This window comes from Enterococcus sp. DIV0008 (genome assembly GCF_050542615.1).
In the GTDB taxonomy this organism is placed as follows: domain Bacteria; phylum Bacillota; class Bacilli; order Lactobacillales; family Enterococcaceae; genus Enterococcus_D; species Enterococcus_D innesii.
Genome location: NZ_CP172937.1, coordinates 1161038 through 1177181 on the forward strand (window position 1 = coordinate 1161038; position 16144 = coordinate 1177181).

The 16144-nt window shown below is 41.9% G+C and carries 15 protein-coding genes; 14 read left to right on the plus strand and 1 reads right to left on the minus strand.

Annotated elements, in window-relative coordinates:
- Nucleotides 1-39: 39 nt before the first annotated feature.
- From IGI84_RS05540 to IGI84_RS05575, 8 genes are all read left to right on the plus strand, one after another.
- Nucleotides 40-1068 carry an LCP family protein gene (locus IGI84_RS05540; RefSeq protein WP_081119167.1) on the plus strand — a complete coding sequence of 343 codons (1029 nt, stop codon included), beginning with the start codon at nt 40-42 and terminating at the stop codon, nt 1066-1068.
- A gap of 311 nt (nt 1069-1379) precedes the next feature.
- Nucleotides 1380-3500, plus strand: a complete 2121-nt coding sequence (locus tag IGI84_RS05545) for a peptidoglycan D,D-transpeptidase FtsI family protein (RefSeq protein ID WP_086292783.1) — start codon at nt 1380-1382, stop codon at nt 3498-3500.
- Between the two features lie 190 nt (nt 3501-3690).
- Nucleotides 3691-3972 (plus strand): hypothetical protein, encoded by a 282-nt coding sequence (locus IGI84_RS05550; RefSeq protein ID WP_008379625.1) that lies wholly within the window; start codon nt 3691-3693, stop codon nt 3970-3972.
- Nucleotides 3973-3975: 3 nt separating this feature from the next.
- A complete protein-coding gene (locus tag IGI84_RS05555; protein ID WP_200125213.1) occupies nt 3976-6012 on the plus strand; it encodes a cation:proton antiporter in 2037 nt (678 codons plus the stop codon).
- 202 nt (nt 6013-6214) lie between these two features.
- Nucleotides 6215-8122, plus strand: coding sequence for an ABC-F family ATP-binding cassette domain-containing protein (locus IGI84_RS05560; protein ID WP_140965433.1), 1908 nt, complete (start codon nt 6215-6217; stop codon nt 8120-8122).
- 17 nt (nt 8123-8139) lie between these two features.
- Nucleotides 8140-9087, plus strand: coding sequence for a thymidylate synthase (locus IGI84_RS05565; protein WP_430600879.1), 948 nt, complete (start codon nt 8140-8142; stop codon nt 9085-9087).
- A 43-nt stretch (nt 9088-9130) separates the two neighbouring features.
- Entirely contained in the window at nt 9131-9877 is a 747-nt protein-coding gene (locus IGI84_RS05570; protein WP_200125209.1) for a hypothetical protein, read from the plus strand.
- Nucleotides 9878-9882: 5 nt separating this feature from the next.
- Nucleotides 9883-10371: a dihydrofolate reductase gene (locus IGI84_RS05575; RefSeq protein WP_086292775.1), complete on the plus strand. Its 489-nt coding sequence runs from the start codon at nt 9883-9885 to the stop codon at nt 10369-10371.
- 61 nt (nt 10372-10432) lie between these two features.
- Here the strand turns inward: IGI84_RS05575 and trhA are convergent, their stop codons facing one another.
- Nucleotides 10433-11086 (minus strand): PAQR family membrane homeostasis protein TrhA, encoded by a 654-nt coding sequence (gene trhA, locus IGI84_RS05580; protein ID WP_086292773.1) that lies wholly within the window; start codon nt 11084-11086, stop codon nt 10433-10435.
- Nucleotides 11087-11212: 126 nt separating this feature from the next.
- On the opposite strand from trhA, the gene IGI84_RS05585 reads away from it, so the two are divergent.
- The 6 genes from IGI84_RS05585 (at nt 11213) to IGI84_RS05610 (ending at nt 16140) form a co-directional block, all read left to right on the plus strand.
- Entirely contained in the window at nt 11213-12055 is an 843-nt protein-coding gene (locus IGI84_RS05585; RefSeq protein ID WP_081119177.1) for a DegV family protein, read from the plus strand.
- Between the two features lie 210 nt (nt 12056-12265).
- Nucleotides 12266-13252: an SGNH/GDSL hydrolase family protein gene (locus tag IGI84_RS05590; protein WP_200125207.1), complete on the plus strand. Its 987-nt coding sequence runs from the start codon at nt 12266-12268 to the stop codon at nt 13250-13252.
- Nucleotides 13249-13899: a YpmS family protein gene (locus tag IGI84_RS05595; protein ID WP_077452560.1), complete on the plus strand. Its 651-nt coding sequence runs from the start codon at nt 13249-13251 to the stop codon at nt 13897-13899. Before IGI84_RS05590 ends, IGI84_RS05595 begins: the two co-directional genes overlap by 4 nt.
- Nucleotides 13899-14420, plus strand: coding sequence for a peptide-methionine (S)-S-oxide reductase MsrA (gene msrA, locus IGI84_RS05600; RefSeq protein WP_077452559.1), 522 nt, complete (start codon nt 13899-13901; stop codon nt 14418-14420). Before IGI84_RS05595 ends, msrA begins: the two co-directional genes overlap by 1 nt.
- Nucleotides 14413-14634 (plus strand): YozE family protein, encoded by a 222-nt coding sequence (locus IGI84_RS05605; protein WP_005229600.1) that lies wholly within the window; start codon nt 14413-14415, stop codon nt 14632-14634. The genes msrA and IGI84_RS05605 overlap by 8 nt, the downstream gene beginning before the upstream one ends.
- Nucleotides 14635-14709: 75 nt before the next feature.
- The gene (locus IGI84_RS05610; protein ID WP_200125205.1) at nt 14710-16140 is read left to right on the plus strand and encodes a S41 family peptidase; all 1431 of its coding nucleotides are present in this window, start codon (nt 14710-14712) and stop codon (nt 16138-16140) included.
- Nucleotides 16141-16144 lie beyond the last annotated feature (4 nt).

Sequence of the window (16144 nt, forward strand, 5' to 3'; positions counted from 1 at the left end):
ATTTATTTGATGAGTGAATTTTTATTGGTGAGGTGTAAGATGCGGAGATATCAAAAGGTAATTTTAGGTATTTTAGTCGTGTTAGTAGTTGGAATCATTGGAGTAACGATCTACGGGATGCAGGTTTATCGAGAGACAAATGCCACGTTTAATCAAATCTCTCACGCTGTTGATCGGAAAACAGACAAACGAGAGGAAGCGATCAGCATTGAAGATCGAGATCCGTTTTCCATTTTGCTGATGGGAATCGACACTGGGGCATTAGGTCGAACCGAGCAAGGTCGCTCGGATAGTATGATGGTGGTGACGGTCAATCCTGAAAAAAAACAGTCAACGATCATTAGCCTTGATCGTGATATTTACACACAAATCGTTGGTTACAATACGATCGATAAGCTGAATCATGCCTATGCTTTCGGTGGGGAGGCTATGGCCATGGACTCTGTTGAAAATCTCTTGGACATTCCTATCGATCACTATGTGACGATCAATATGCAAGGGATGCGGGATCTGATCGATGCAGTTGGAGGTATCGAGGTGACAAATGCTATCGATTTTACTTTAGAAGGCGTTCATGTCCCTGAAGGGCGAATCACCTTAGATGGGAAAACAGGTTTGGCTTATGCAAGGATGCGCAAACAAGATCCGGAAGGGGATATCGGTCGCCAAAGACGGCAAAGAGAAGTGGTTACGAAAATTCTTCAAAAAGTTATGAGTCTGGATGGCATCAGTAATTACCAAAAGATTCTCAAAGCGGTTGAAAAGAATTCGAAGACGGATCTTACGTGGAATGATATGATGGACATCGGTACCAATTATATTCCTGCTTTTACGACCATCAAACAAGAGCAACTCCAAGGAGAAGGGCAACTGATTGGTGGAGTGTATTATCAGTTATTGGGGACGAATCAGTTGTTGCATACGCAAAATTTGTTAAAGGAGCAGTTGCAGCTTCCGACGAACGAGGGTTTGACCCAAGGCGATGAATATACTAACGGATCGCCTAATTATCAGTTATACGACGACAGTTTGACCTTCTCAGAAGAAAATTCAACAACTGGGGAGTAGCTAGTATCTTTAGAAGCCTAAAAAAGCAGGGTGACCGAAAGTCCTCCTGCTTTTAGTTTTCCACAAAAGTACCAGGGGGAATCTTGTTTCACGAGATCATCAAATGAAAAAACATAAGAAAGCTTAAAAAAACAATTTTTTCATGAAAGAATGAAAATGAAACAATCAAACTGTGAAACATTTACTCGGAATGACGCCAATTTTTATAGTTTTTTCTAAGGATTAATGGATATTTTTTGTTTTTTCTGTTTCGAATCGAATTTTTTGGTAAAATAGGACAGTAGTCATTATAGATTGGAAGGATAGATGAGATGAAGAATTTGAAAGATAAAGTTGTCCAAGGGATACGTAAGGGGCCAGAAGAACCAAAGGCTAAATCGTATCGCAAATCTCATGTTCCATTTCGATTGAACTTTTTGTTTTTTATTATTTTTGCTTTGTTTGTATCTTTGATCGTTCAATTAGGCTATCTACAGATCGTCAATGGCGACAATATTGAGCAGCAGTTGAAAGCTTCATCTGTAGTGGAAGTCAAAGGAAGCGCCCCACGGGGAATGATCTATGACGCTTCTGGAAAAGCGCTGGTGGAAAATCAAGCCAATGCGGCAATCACATTTACCCGCGGAAACAAAATGACCGCTCAAGATCTGTTAGAAACGGCCAAAAAATTGAGCGAGTTGATCGAAGTTCCTGTGGACAAAAACTTGTCTGATCGAGATCTTAAGGATTTTTGGCTGGCAGATGAAGACAATCTTGAAGCAGCAACTGACCGATTGAGTGATGAAGAGCGTTCTTTAGGTACTTCTGAACAATATGCGGCAACCGTTGATAAAGTGACAGAAGATGAAATCAATTTTTCTGATGCAGAATTAGAAGCAGCCACGATTTTTAAGCGGATGAATAGCGCCCAATCTTTGAGTACGGTCTTTATTAAGACGTCGGATGTGTCTGACCGTGAATTAGCTATTGTTGCTGAAAACATGGTCGATTTACCGGGAATCTCCACCGGTACCGATTGGACACGAAAGATCGTTGAAGGAAGTTCTCTGGCTAGTTTGATCGGAACGGTGACTAGTGAAGAACAAGGAATTCCTGAAGAAGTTCTAGACGAATTTTTAGAAAAAGGCTATGCTCGTAATGACCGTGTTGGACGTAGCTATTTAGAGCAGCAGTATGAAGAAGTCTTACAAGGTACAAAATCCATTTCTGAGATCTCCCTTGATAACAATAATAATATTGAAAGTCAAAAAGAAACCTTTGCTGGAGCAAAAGGGGATAACCTTGTTCTAACATTGGATGCTGAGTTTCAGGCGAAAGTTGACAAAATTTTGCAAGACAATTTCCAAAAACTGATTGATTCTGGGGCAGCTGAATATTCTCCAGGGGTATACGCAGTGGCGTTAAATCCAAAAACCGGCGGCGTTTTGTCAATGTCTGGTTATCATCATGACACAGGTTCAAATGAATTGCAGGAAAATGCCATTGGTACCTTCATTAATTCCTTTGTACCAGGGTCCGTTGTCAAAGCCGGGACTTTGGCTGCCGGCTGGGAAAATGGGGTCTTAAACGGCAATGAAGTGTTATTGGATCAACCAATCAGAATTGGCTCCGATGTCAAAGCCTCAATTTTCAACCCAACTGGGGCAAATAATCGTAACCTTTCTGCGGAGCAGGCGTTGGAAGTTTCTTCTAACTCCTATATGATGCAAGTCGCTTTACGTTTGATGGGCATCAATTATCAGTCAGGTATCTCGATTCCAACAGTGGATCGTCAAGGGGATGTCTATGAAAAACTACGTTCGTCTTTTGCCTCTTTTGGTATGGGAACTGAAACTGGGATCGATTTACCGGGAGAAGCGACTGGTATCAGCACATCGATCGATAACATGGACCCGGTCAGTGATGGTGGGAAGATCCTTGACTTGGCTTTTGGTCAGTTTGATACCTATACGACGTTGCAACTGGCACAATATGCAGCAACTGTTGCTAATGGTGGCAAAAGATTGCAGCCTCACATCGTCGACGGCATTTACGGCAATGATGAAACTGGTGGTCTTGGCTCACTGATTGAAGAGATCGAACCAACGGTATTGAACGAAGTTGGTTTAACAGATGCTCAAATGCAAATTGTTCAAAATGGATTTTATGATGCAGTTCATGGAACGGATGCTTGGGCAACTGCCAAAGGATTGGCTTCTGCGAAAATGGAGGTCTCTGCCAAAACAGGTACTGCCGAAACACCAATTGTGGATAGTAATGGCAATACCATCAGCTTAGTTAACCTAAACATCGTTGCCTACGGACCTAGCAGCGATGCGGATATTGCCATCGCGATCGTAATGCCTCAATTAAAAGGGGACACAGATACCCATCCAAATATTCAAATCGCCAAAGAAATCATGGATGCTTACTACGACTTATATATGAAATAAGCATAAAAAATCGCAGTGAAGACTGCGGTTTTTTTGTTTTATAAGAAAACTGATAGAAAACCAACATTTAGTGAGAAAGACTTGCTATTTTTGAATGATTGGCTTAGAATACTAGCGGTCAAGAGATAATTTTGATTTGCACGTTAAATAAAAAGATAAACTGATGATAAAAGGGGTAAAAAACGTAATTATGAACAAGGAATGTTTAAGTAAACAAGAGTTAATGAAACAGTTGGGACAATTTACACCAGCTGAAAAAAAGGAGATTCGGGATTATTTGCAACGGAAAAATCCATTGCTTTTCCGAAAATTTGAACGAATGAAACATGATCTTTACCGCTTGGAATCACGACGTGTCCAATGCGAGATTGAAAATAACGAAAAGGAGTTAGGTCTTCTAAACGACAAGATCCTTTTAAAAAAAGAAGATTTTCTTGAGCTGTTATTAGCAATTCGAAAGAAAAGAGGGTAATGGATGGAATTTATTGAACTCGTCATTATCATTGCAATTCTTGTCACATTATCAAATGTGGCGAGCAAAATATTGCCCTCGGTACCGATCTTTTTTATTCAAATTATTTTAGGAATTTTATTAGGTCTTACAGAGATGGGCCAAGAGATCGCCTTTGAGCCAGAAATGTTCTTAGTAATGATCATTGGTCCATTGCTATTTCGTGAAGGGGAGCGGGCAGACGTTCCGGAAATCTTAAAAAACAGCAAGATCGTGCTGTTTTTGGCTTTTGGTGGCGTGTTAATGACATTATTTGCCGTCGGGGGAACACTCCATTGGCTAATGCCGACGATTCCTCTGGCTGCTTGCTTCGCTTTTGGTGCTGCTTTAGGACCAACTGATGCAGTGGCAGTCTCCTCATTAGCAAAACGTTTGAAAATTTCCAAAAATATTATGCATATTCTGGAAGGCGAGGGCTTACTGAATGATGCTTCGGGGGTTACCGCATTACAGTTTGCTATCGTGGCTTTGACCACCGGGAGTTTTTCAGCAGCCAACGCAGGTTTCCAACTCCTTTTCTCTAGTATCGGCGGCGGGCTTATCGGTTACTTGATTGTGTGGCTGAAACGCCGGATTTTACGTTTTATTGAAAAAATCTCGGCACAAGATGTCACAGTATACTTATTGATTGAACTGCTCTTGCCATTTGCTGCCTATTTGCTGGCAGAAATGATCGGAGTCTCAGGGATTATCGCAGCAGTTGTGGCAGGTGTAGCCCAAGCCCAAAGAAAACGGCGAATCTCGTTGTTTGATGCAGAGTTGGCGAACATTTCGGAAAGCACGTGGTCGACCATAGTCTTTACATTGAACGCATTAGTGTTTCTCTTTCTAGGGATCGAGTTGTCACAAGTCTTCTCACCGATCTGGGAAAGCAAAAATTATGCAAACTGGCATCTAGTCATCACGATTTTAGTCGTCACAGCGATGATTTTCCTCGTTCGTTTTCTCTTTTTACTATTTTATTACTGGTTCTTACAGTCAAAAAAACAAGTATCCATGAATCAAGTCGCCTTGTTGACTTTTGGTGGCGTCAAGGGAACAGTCAGTTTGGCAGCTATCTTTATTTTACCGGTGATGGTGCATGAGACACCGTTTCAGGAACGGAGCTTGCTCTTGTTTTTGACCGCCTGTGTGATTTTGCTGACATTGATCATCAGCGTGATGGTCTTGCCTTATTTGGCAGATGGTGAAGCTGCCGAAAGTGTCGACTTCAATCACTTGCTGATCTTAGAAGACGTCATCGAACAATTGGAAGCAGAAGAAAAACAAGAGCTTTCTGATAAAGGTCGCTTAGCGATTGATGCTGTCATCAATTCCTATGAAAATCGCCGTTGGGAATTGTATCGCAATAGTTTGACAGATTCAGAAAAACAAGAAATCCAAGAAATTCAAGGGTTGATCTTGTCGATCGAACAAGATGGCTTGGATGAAGCCTATCGAAATGGGAAAGTCAGTCTAAATGGCTATCGTTTTTATTCACGGTTTATTTCTCAGCAACAGCATTCCCTCGCAAAACAAATTCTCTCATTCTTTAGTTTTTGGCTCTTCTTTATTCAGCGCTTTATTCGTGTATTGATCCATCCTCGTTTGTTTTTACAGCGACGGCAGCAACTGAAAGATGCCTTGAAACAACGAGACATTTCTGAAGTACAAAAAATCTACTTAAAAAACAGCGAATACATTTTTCACAGTTTGAGCAATTTAGAAGATGTCTATGATTCCTCGCTGATCAATTTCTTTATTCGTCAACGAGAAATGAGCATCAAACGGTTTGAACATAGCAATTTCATTGAAACGATCATGATCGAGCAAGATCCGATTTTTGTCAAGAAAGTCCTTTGGGGCTATTATCTCGAGCGCAAGACGATCGATGAATATGAAGTTGCTGAAAAAATCTCGACGATTTCTGCGAATGAATATCGACGCAATGTCAATCTGTTAGAATCGTATGCGATGTCTCGAGCGGAAGAACAGCCGAAACAGCGGATGTTCCGCCGATAATATGTCTCAAAAGGTGCATGAAGTGATGCATGTTTTATGGAGTGTCTTCGTCAGGTTATTCCCCGTAGGTGATCAACATGGATCATCCATGGAATAAACTGACGAAGGCATTCTTTTTTTACATAAATTGATTTTTTTCTCTCATCGTCTCCGTTGATGAAATGTGGTACAATGAGCGAAGAAAAAACTCAGGAGGGATTCTGTGAAAGAATTAAAAGTAAGTGAATTAACCAAAACTTACGGTGAAAAAACACTGTTTGATCAGCTTTCTTTTCTGATACATGAAAAAGATCGAATCGGTTTGATCGGTGTCAATGGCACGGGAAAATCGAGTTTGTTACGGATCTTAGCCGGTTTGGATCGCGGAGATGGCGATCGCCAAACGGTATTTGCCGCCCAAGATTATCGCATCGGTTTCTTGGCTCAAGACAATCAGTTACAAGAAGAATTATCTGTTGTAGATGCTGTTTTTCAAGGCACAAGTCCGCTGATTCGCGTTGTTCGTGACTATGAAAAAGCGCTGATTGCCTTAGAGAATAATGGCTTGGATCAACAAACGCAACGGAATTATCAGTTGGCAGAAGAAGCGATGAATAAAGCCGATGCTTGGAATACAGATACAACTGCCAAGATTATTTTACAAAAGCTTGGGATCAGTGAGTTAGAGAAAAAGGTCAGTGAGTTATCTGGAGGTCAAAAGAAACGAGTAGCTATGGCTCAAGTGTTGATCGATGAACCAGACCTGTTGTTATTGGATGAACCGACTAACCACTTGGACTATGATGCAATTCAATGGTTGGAAGGCTATTTAAAGAATTATCGGGGTGCGTTACTGATGGTGACCCACGATCGCTACTTTTTGGATCGAGTCGTTAATCGGATTTTTGAATTGTCCTTTGGCAAGTTGCATGAATATCAAGGCAATTACGAGACGTATCTTCATGCTCGAGCAGAACGAGAACGTGTGGAGGAGACGCAAGAAGACAAACGCAAGCAGTTGTACAAACATGAGTTGGCTTGGATTCGTACTGGTGCAAAAGCCCGTACAACGAAACAACAGGCCCGGATCGATCGTTTCGATGATTTAAAAGAAAACCTACATCAAGTAAAACGGAACGGCGAAGTGGCCATTGATGTTGCTACGACACGCTTAGGCAAACAAGTCTTAGAACTAAAAGATGCGAGTTTCCAGATTGAAAACAAAACGATTTTGTCACACTTTGATTTGTTGATTCAATCAAGAGAACGCTTAGGGATCACAGGAGAAAACGGTGCGGGCAAATCAACGTTGCTCAATATTTTAGCTGGACGCCTGCCTTTAGAAGAAGGGGAGCGTACGATGGGCGTGACGGTGAAAATGGCTTATTATACGCAAACGATTGAAGCGATGAACCCTGATCAGCGAATGATTGCTTATTTGCAAGAAGCAGCCGAGGAAGTGCAAAAAGTGGATGGCTCACAAGTCAGTGTCGCAGAAATGCTGGAACAGTTTTTGTTTCCGCGATCCATGCATGGCACCAAGATCGGCAAGCTGTCTGGCGGGGAAAAACGACGACTATTTTTACTCAAGCTATTGATTGGACAGCCAAATGTTCTCTTGTTAGATGAACCAACCAACGATTTGGATATTGATACCTTGACGATTTTGGAAAATTATTTGGAAACATTTCCAGGTGCAGTCATCACTGTTTCCCATGACCGTTACTTTTTAGATAAAGTTGCCCAAAAATTGCTGATCTTCGAAGGAAATGGCAAGATTAAGTCCTACTTTGGTTCCATCAATGAATATCTAGCAGCCAATACCAATAAAGCTAGTTCGAGTGTACTAGAGCCAAAAGAAACAAAAACCGATTCACATTCTGCTGAAAGTGAGGCGACTGCTGCAGCGCCTGTCAAAAAGAAACTGAGTTATATGGAACAAAAAGAGTGGGCGACGATTGAGGATGATATTGCGGCATTAGAAGAAAAAGCAGCCGCTTTAACTGAAGAAATGAATCATCAAGGTGCGGACTTTACGAAGCTCCAAAAATTACAGCAAGAAATCAGCGAGGTTGAAACGCAACTGGCAGAAAAAATAGATCGTTGGGAATATTTGAGCGAATTTGTCTAGAGTAAAGGAGAAAAACGATGGAACAAGCATATTTAGAGCTAGGAAAAAAGATTTTAACAGAAGGCAATGATAAAAGCGACCGTACAGGAACGGGAACGCGCAGTGTCTTTGGTCACCAAATGCGTTTTGACCTGTCCCAAGGCTTTCCATTGTTGACAACCAAGAGAGTTCCTTTTGGTTTGATCAAAAGTGAATTATTATGGTTTCTAAAAGGAGATACCAACATTCGTTATCTGCTAGAGCATAATAACCACATTTGGGATGAATGGGCGTTTGAACGCTATATTAAAAGTGATGCTTATACAGGTCCTGATATGACAGACTTTGGTCGCCGTTCATTGGTGGATGAAGCTTTCAATGAACAGTACCAACATGAGTTGAAACAGTTTTGTGAAAAAATCTTTGCCGATGATGCTTTCGCTGAAACTTTCGGCGATTTGGGTCATGTTTACGGGTACCAATGGCGGCATTGGGAAAAAAGTACGGGTGGGTTTATCGATCAAATCAAAGAAGTGATCGACATGATCAAAACAACGCCAGACTCTCGTCGCTTGATCGTCTCTGCTTGGAATCCAGAAGATGTACCGACGATGGCGTTGCCGCCTTGTCACACAATGTTTCAATTTTATGTTCATGAGGGTCGCTTAAGCTGTCAGTTGTATCAACGCAGTGCCGATGTCTTTTTAGGTGTTCCCTTCAATATTGCTAGTTATGCGCTATTGACGCACCTGATTGCTCATGAAACTGGACTAGAAGTCGGAGATTTTGTCCATACATTAGGCGATGCTCATCTTTATAGCAATCATATGGAACAAATGAAAGAACAATTGACTCGTACAGTGCGTCCTGCGCCAACCTTACAGTTAAATCCTGAAAAACAATCGATCTTCGATTTTGAAATGGAAGATATTACGCTGGTTGGGTATGATCCGCATCCAACGATCAAAGCGCCGATTGCAGTTTAAGTGGTTGTTTGGTTTCATTTCATAAAGAAAGGAATGAGGCGTAATGGAAAATACCCACAAACGAGGCTTTGCGGCGACCTTTCATCAGAGACATGCTGGATCGATTAATGCAGCGCTCATTGAGCAAGTCATTGATTTCTTGGATCAGCACTATGATGCAGTTTGGCTATCCGTATCCGAAGAAACGGTGCCGGAGCTAAAAGAAGCCATTCGGTCAAATCAGCAGTGCATTGCCATTTTTATACCAGCAAAAGGAGCGGCAGATGCCCGCAGAAGGCTTGTTTTTGCTGCACAGCACAACCTACCAATGCTGGATTCATTGCATATTTGTGATTTTGATCGCGTCGTGACGTGGATCGAGACGTACCCAGAAGAACTTGTGGCAATAAGCAAACAGCCATTACCAGAGAATACGTATTGTATCCTAGGACGAACTGCAAGGGCATTTGCGAGTCATCCGCAAACGTGGCAAAGAACGGAGTGCTTGATCAACGAGATCGCCGCCGACTTTTTTCAAATAGAAGAAATTGATGTCGCAGCCGGCAGTGCTCTCTTTCCGATCTCCCTGATACCGACCTTGCTGAAAAACAACAACGCGCGTTTAAACGATGGAGAATGGCCAAGAAATGTCCAAAGAAGTGGCGGCACAATTGTTTACCAAGCCTGTGATGGCTTGCGCTTTGATGAGCGCAACAAAGATCCATTTGAGCATGAATCGGCTTTTCAGCTGATGCAGCGACTGCAAGTCGCTGCGGATATTTCTGAATCATTTTATACAGAAGGGATGTAATATTTATGTTGATCGCACTTTGGGCACAAGATCAAAAGGGGTTGATCGGAGCGGATGGCACACTGCCGTGGCATTTGCCGAATGATTTGAAATTTTTTAAAGAGCAAACCATCAATAATACGATCATTATGGGGCGCAAAACCTTTGAAGGCATGGGAAAAAGATTGTTGCCACAACGGACGACGATCGTTTTGACAAGTGATCGAGATTATCAAGCCAACGGTGCCTTGGTGATGCATGACCGAGAGGAAATCTTAACGTATGTGAAGCAGCAAGAGCATCCTGTTTTTTTAACTGGTGGAGCGGGTGTTTTTGAAGCGATGATTGACGATTGCGATCAATTGTACCGTACAGTGATCGATGCGGAGTTTAACGGAGATGTGTATTTCCCAGAGATTGATTGGACGCAATGGAAACTTGATCATATGGTCGATGGGATCATCGATGAAAAAAACCATTATCCCCATCGATTCGAGTTTTATCATAAAAAATAAAAGATCAGGGACCTTTCTCTAATGAAGGTTCCCTGATCTTTTATTTAATCGCACTTACTGTTTAGGTATAAAACAAGACAGAGAAGTACATTAGTCCAGCTCCTAACATAACGAATAAGTGCCAAACCACATGCATGAATCGAACGGATTTTAAACTATAGAATAGCGCACCCACAGTATAAGAAACACCACCGCTTGCTAGTAAAAATGTTCCCCAATAGCCTAAATGTTCGATCAGAGGTTTAAAGGCGACGACACATAGCCAGCCCATGATGATGTAGATCAGGGTGGAAATTTTAGAGACGGTCTCTTTTTTATGAAGAGTCAGTGACTTATAAACGATGCCGCTAATTGCGAGTAGCCAAATCAAGACGAAGAGTGACCAGCCAAGCCAGCCTTGGATACTAAGCAAACAAAAAGGAGTATAGCTTCCGGCGATCAGCAAGAAAATGGAGGCATGATCAAAGACTTGGAAGACCTTTTTTGCTTTGGTAAAAATCAAACTGTGAAATAAGGTAGAAAAGAGGAAGAGCAAAATCATCATTGACCCATATATGGCATAGGAAACGATGTGGATAGGTGACCCTAGATTTGCCCCCTTGATTAAGAGAATGACCAGTCCTGCGATACTCAGTCCTAATCCGATCCCGTGAGTTACTGCATTTAATACTTCATTGACGATCAAATATCTGCGACTAAACTTCATGTGCTGCATTCGGCACCGTCCTTTCGAATCGAAATTAGATGAAAAAAAATTTTCTCTCTGTTATACTTAGTATAAATGGTCTGTGGTTATTTTACCATGAAAAAAGACTTGATTTAAAGAGAGAGTGAATATATGATGGCAAATCTTAAAATTGTGACAGATTCTTCCAGTACGATGGAACCAAGTGTCCGTGATGCTTTGGCTATCCATGTTGTGCCTTTATCTGTAATGATTGATGGTGTCGTTTATCCAGATGATGAAACGCTACCGGGAGAAAAATTTATGCAAATGATGGCGCAAGCCAAAGAATTACCTAAAACTAGCCAGCCGCCGATCGGTCATTTTGTAGAATTATATGATGAATTAGGCAAAGATGGCAGTGAAATTTTATCGATCCATATGACCAAAGGCCTGAGCGGAACCGTGGAAGCGGCTCGTCAAGCCAGTCATTTATCAAAAGCCAAAGTCACGGTGATTGATAGCGACACGACAGATCAAGCGCTGGCTTTTCAAGTGATTCGGGCAGCTGAATTGGCTAAAGCCGGTAAGACACTAGAAGAAGTGTTACCTGAAGTGGATTTGGTGCGTGAACATACGAAATTATTTATCGGCGTTTCAACGTTAGAAAACTTAGTAAAAGGCGGTCGTATCAGTCGTGCCAAAGGTCTTTTATCGAGTTTGCTGAACATGAAAGTGATCATGGATTTTGATCATTCAGAACTGATTCCAGTCGTCAAAGGACGCGGTGTCAAGACGTTTAATAAATGGTTTGAGGAATTAAAAGTAGAATTGAAGAATATGCCTAAAGTGACGAAAATTGGTATTTCTCATGCTGAAGGATTAGAAATCACGGAACGTTTCCAAAAAGAACTAGCAGAACTGTTTCCTGACTTGGAGATCCCATTGCTTCACACAACACCGATCATCGCCACTCACACTGGCAAAGGTGCTTTTGCGATTACTTACAGTACGGAATAAAAAGGATGTTTCTTTCAGCGATTCGTTTGACGACGAATCGCTTTTTGGTGTATGAAAAGCTGAAAAGAAGAAAAAGCAGAATGAAGCTGCGATTTTTGTCTACTCAGAGAGTAGGGAGCTGTTTTCTTTCTTAAGTTTGAAGGATTGCGACTAGGAATTTTATGAGAATTTTGTTAAAATAGCAAAGATTACAAAGGAGTTTGAATACCTGTGAAATGGAAAAAAATAGTAACTTATTTACTTGTTGTGGGACTGATAGCCATTGGAACTGGCTTCTTGTTTCATTTTGCTGTTCCCAAAGCGCAACCACTGTTGACCCCTGTTAATAAGCTGGCGGCCAATGACTCAAAAAAATCCGCCATCGAGTATCTCGCACTTGGGGATTCATTAACGGAAGGGGTTGGTGATGAAACAGCTCGTGGCGGCTTTGTGCCAATTTTAGCGGGGGATTTAGAGGACCGCTATGATTTGAACAATTTGGTAGCCAAAAATTATGGGGTCGCTGGTGAAAGAAGTGATCAGATTTTAAAGCGAGTCAAAAATGATGAAGACTTGCGGCAAGACCTCAGTCAAGCGGATTTGATTACCTTGACTGTCGGCGGTAACGATGTACTAAAAGTGATTCAGAGCAATTTCTTCGGCTTGAGCATTGAGACGTTTACGGAACCGATGGAAGATTACAAAGAACGTTTAAAAGACTTGTTTGCTCAAATTCGCGATTTGAATAGTGATGCACCAATCTATGTCTTGGGCATCTACAATCCATTTTATCTGAATTTCCCAGAAATCACGGATATGCAAACGATCATTGATAACTGGAATAAGCAAACGGAAACGTTCGTCAATCAGCAAGAAAAGGCCTTTTTTATTCCTATCAACGATTTGCTCTATAAAGGGTTAAGTGATGAGGTCGGTATTGCTGATACCGAAGGAGGGGAATCAGAGGGAACTGCCGAATCATCGGACACAGAACGCTTATCTGATTCATCAACGACAGCTTCGGATGAAACGCAAAGTAGTCCTTCAACGACCACTGATTCATCGCAAGCCGTTGGAAATAACATTACAAACAATGTTTTGTATGAAGGCGATCGCTTCCATCCCAATAATCTTGGGTATCAACTGATGGCGAATGCCGTTCGCGATGAAGTGATCAAAACGCAAAACTATTGGTTGCTAGAGGAGGATACAAAATGAAACCAAGCGAATCAACGAAGCAGCCGGAAAAAACAGCTACAACGAATAAAAAAGCGATCAACTACTGGAAAATTGCCTTCCTAGTGTTGGTCGGTATCCTTTTAGGGACAACGGTTTTCTTTGCTTCAAGAATTTTTCAGCAGCGGGAAACCGGCTTAAATGAAAGTGCCGAACTTGTTCAACGGGAGGGCAGTCCTGTTCTGACCGTTAACAGCAACAAAAGCCAAGTCAATCAATTGATTGATTTTTATCTATCTGATTTTCAAAAGGATCAAGAGGTCAAATATAATTTTGAGCTAAGAAATGAAGCACTCTTAACAGGCGAGTTTCAAGTATTAGGATTTCCTATCACCTTCTATCTCTATTTTGATCCTTATGTGACGGAAGAAGGCAATGTCCAATTAAAGGCCAAAAGCTTATCAATCGGCACCTTGGATCTGCCCACCAGTGAAGTGATGAAAATGATCAAACGTAGTTTTAAATTTCCTGAATGGATCGATGTCAATGCCGATGAACAAATTATTTTGATTCGATTGGATCAATTCCGCATGCAAAACGGCTTGTTTATCAAAGCCAACAAAATCAATCTTGTGGATGATGAAATTCAAATGAGTTTATATTTACCAGCTGAAACGGAGGATGAATAATGGAACGAGCAATTTTTGCCGGTGGGTGCTTCTGGTGTATGATCCAACCCTTTGATGAACTAGAGGGCGTGCATTCGATTTTTTCTGGCTATACCGCAGGACATACCGAAAATCCAACCTATGAAGAAGTCAAAAGCCATCAAACCGGGCATACCGAAGCAGTGGAAATCATCTTTGATCCTGAAAAAATCAGTTATGAAGATCTTTTGACGATTTATTGGCAGCAAACAGATCCAACGGATGCGTTTGGGCAATTTGAAGATCGTGGCGACAATTATCGTCCGGCTATCTTCTATTTTAATGAAGAGCAACGACAAAAAGCCGAAGCCAGCAAAGAGGCACTTCAAGCTTCCGGTCGCTTTACCGATCCGATCGTGACCACGATCGAACCAGCCCAACCCTTTTATTTAGCGGAAGAAGAGCACCAAGAGTATTACAAAAAGAATCCTGAGAATTTTGCTCGCAATCACGCCCGTAGAGCAGCCTTTTTAGAAAATCATTGGGAGCAAGAACATGCGTAAAAGTTTTTATAGCTATTTAATGGCAGTCAAAGGACCGAGTCATACAGATGAGGCCCAGATCTTTGCTACTCATGCAAGTCATGATATCCAGTTTCCGAAGCACAGCGATGACTATGATGAAGTCTCTTCTTATCTGGAACTAAATGTTGATTATTTGCCATCCATGGATATTTTTGATCGTATTTGGGCAGAGTATCTCGAAAATAACAAATAAAAAACTGTCCTTCGTTTTGTATGGTTGCATAAAATCCACAGAACGAAGCTGTTTTTTCTCAGAGAGGTGTTGTGAATGAAAGGTTTAACGACGAGCCGATATATCGTTTCTCTCGTTTGTGTCGCAATTTTGTCAGGAGGCGGTGTCTATTTATGGCAAACGGCTCAGCAAAATCAGCAGACGACGCAACCGGTGACAGAAACGAGCACAGAAGCCAGCGGGATGGAGAAAATCCAGTCGCTATATGACCAGATCCTCGCGAATTATTACCAAGAAGTCGATGAGGATGCCTTGATAGAAGGCGCCCTACAGGGAATGACTGATGCGCTAGATGATCCTTATACAACGTATTTGAATCAATCGGATGCGGATAACTTAGAACAATCACTTTCTGGCAGTTTTGAAGGGATTGGTGCTACCTTGTCGATCGTGGAAGACTATCCAGAAGTCGCACAAGCCCCGATAAAAAATACGCCTGCTGAAAAAAGCGGCCTGCGAATGAATGACCGAATCGTCAAGGTAGATGGTGAAGATACGCAGGGTCAAGAATTATCTGAAGTCGTGGGTAAGATTCGTGGTGAGAAAGGGACGAAAGTCACCTTAACGATTCAACGTGGAGAGGACACATTTGATGTGGAGATTACTCGGGATGTGATCCCCATCGAAACGGTTCATGGAGAAATCGCTGAAAGTGATGAAACGATCGGTCGTATCGACATTACTTCCTTTGGTGAAAACACGGCAGCTGAGTTGAAAGAAACCATCACCGAACTGCGGGAAGCCGGTGCAAAGTCGTTTGTACTAGATTTAAGACAAAATCCTGGTGGACTGCTAGACCAAGTCCAGATCATGGCGAGTATGTTTTTGGAAAACGGTCAAACGATCGTGAAATTTGCCAATAACCAAGGGGTAATCAGTGAAACCAAAGCGAGTGAAACTTTGGACGAAGGATTCAAAGTCACAGAGCCGGTCGTTGTTATAGTCGATGGAGGCAGTGCCTCCGCATCGGAAATTTTTGCTGCAGCCTTGCAAGAATCAGCGAATATTCCAGTCGTTGGTACGGAAACCTTTGGTAAGGGGACTGTCCAGAATGTGAAGGATCTGGGGGATAACAGTGAATTAAAAATGACGGTCATGAAATGGTTGACCCCGAATGAAAATTGGGTCAATGATCAAGGCGTGATGCCGGATTATGAAGAGGACTATCCAGAATATGCGTATTTCCCGCCATTACCACGGGACCATGCTTTAAAAGCTGGCCAATCGTCAACGGCAGTCAACAATCTAAATCAGTTTCTTAAAGCGTTGGGGTATTCAACCAGTGGTGATACCTTCAATGATGAGACGACCGCAGCTGTGCAGTCCTTCCAAGAAGCCCATGATTTAAAGGGAACTGGGGAAGTCGATGCAGACACGGCCCAAGCAATTGAAAAAGAAGTAACGGCGAAACTCAAAGCAGAGGACCCAGCATACTTAAAAGCACTGTCCTTGCTTTCTGAACAATAAACTA